We start from the raw sequence: 1,629 nt of genomic DNA on the forward strand, positions 1-1,629 counted from the left end.
TCCAGGGGTCGCGGTTCACACCGCCTCCGGTGTGGTCTCCAGGACGCCTACGGCTCCGACGCCCTGCACCAGCGGCGCGGTGACGTCGCAGTCGGACAGGTCCGGGGTGAACCGGGGGTCGGGCCGCCAGTCCTCGACGGGGACCAGGCCGGGCTCCACCAGGGTGAACCCGTCGAACAGGTTCCCGATCTGCTTGTTGGTGCGGAACACGGCCGGGGCGGTGGCGTTGGCGCGGTACTCCTGCTCGATGGTTTCGATGACGTCGGGCGGGGTGCCGTCCCGGCTGATGTGGGAGATCACCAGCCGACTGCCCGGGGCCATCCGGTCGCGGAACGCGCGTATGCACGCGGCGGGGTCGTCCTCGTCGGTGAGGAAGTGCAGGACCGCCACGAGAGCCAGCGCGACCGGCTGCGACCAGTCGACCAGCCCGTCCTTGTCGAGGCGGTCGATGATCGCGTCGGGTTCCCGCAGGTCCCCGTGGACGATCTGCGCCTGGTGGGAGTAGGCGCGGGCGTGGGCGAGGACTATCTGGTCGTTGTCCACGCCGATCACGCGGGTGTCCGGGTCGACGCCCCAGGCGACCTCCCACGGGCTGGGGGAGGTGGGGAATCCGGTGCCGATGTCGATGACCTGCCGGATCCCCGCCTCTTCCACGCAGTGGAGGACGGCCCGTGCCAGGAAGTGCCGGTTGTGTCGCGCGACCGGGCGGATCCAGGGGGCCTTGGCGAGGATCCGGTCGGCGGCTTCGCGGTCGACCTCGTAGTAGTCCTTGCCGCCCAGGAAGTAGCTGTACATGCGGGCGGGGTTGGCGGGGCCGGGGACGCGGAGGAGCCTTTCGTCGGTGTGGGGGCTGCTCATTCGGGGAGGGGCTTTCTAGCGGGTTCGGTCGATGGTGGTCAGGGTGACGGGCAGTTCGGTGACGCCGCAGGCGACCAGCGACGACAGCGGCTCCAGGGCTTCGGGCGGCACCGCCAGGGCCAGGTTGAAGCGGCCGAGCAGCTCTTTCAGGGCGATGCCGGCTTCGAGCCGGGCGAGGGAGGCGCCCAGGCAGTAGTGCGGGCCGTACCCGAACGCCAGGTGCGCGGACGGGCGGCGTGTCAGGTCGAACCGGTCGGCGTCCGGCCCGTATCGGGCCGGGTCGCGGTTTGCCGCGCCGTAACACAGCAGCAGCGCCTCGCCCGCGGGGATGGAGGCCCCGAAAAGCTGCGTGGGCTCGGTCGTGTACCGCAGCGGTAGGGCGGCGATGGGGGAGGCCCACCGCAGGGTCTCCTCCACCAGGTCCGTCGGCCAGGTGCGCCCGCCGCAGAGCTGGCGGGCCCGCACGAGCGTGTACTGGTCGGGGTGGGTGAGTAGGGCCCGGACCGAGTTTGTGATGAGGTTGACCGTGGTCTCGTGGCCGGCGCCGACGAGCAGCACCAGCGTGTCGACCAGCTCCTCGTCGGTCAACGTGGTGGCGCGGTTGTTGACCAGGGTGCTGGTCAGGTCGTCGCCGGGGTGTTGCCTCTTGGCGGTGGCCAGGTTGGCGAGTTCCTTCCGCAGCTCGGCGAAGGCCGCGGCGTGGTCGACTCCGGGTCGTCCATGGTCGAATGCGGTGTCGCACAGGCCGTGGATGCGGGGCCTGTCGGGTTC

General features: G+C 71.0%; 2 protein-coding genes. Both read right to left on the reverse strand.

Annotation, left to right across the window (positions count from 1 at the left end; translation table 11 throughout):
• Positions 1–15: 15 nt before the first annotated feature.
• Entirely contained in the window at positions 16–858 is an 843-nt protein-coding gene (locus tag AR3_RS29015) for an SAM-dependent methyltransferase (protein WP_067918811.1), read from the reverse strand.
• 15 nt (positions 859–873) lie between these two features.
• The coding region (locus tag AR3_RS29020; RefSeq protein ID WP_067918813.1) for a cytochrome P450 at positions 874–1,629 on the reverse strand (756 nt) is incomplete at its 5' end.

Origin of the sequence: Actinomadura rubrobrunea NBRC 15275 (assembly GCF_001552235.1) — a bacterium.
Taxonomy (GTDB): domain Bacteria; phylum Actinomycetota; class Actinomycetes; order Streptosporangiales; family Streptosporangiaceae; genus Spirillospora; species Spirillospora viridilutea.

Excerpts from the sequence above, each read along its gene's own strand:
- AR3_RS29015 (WP_067918811.1), bottom strand. The coding sequence starts at position 858 with ATGAGCAGCCCCCACACCGACGAAAGGCTCCTCCGCGTCCCCGGCCCC.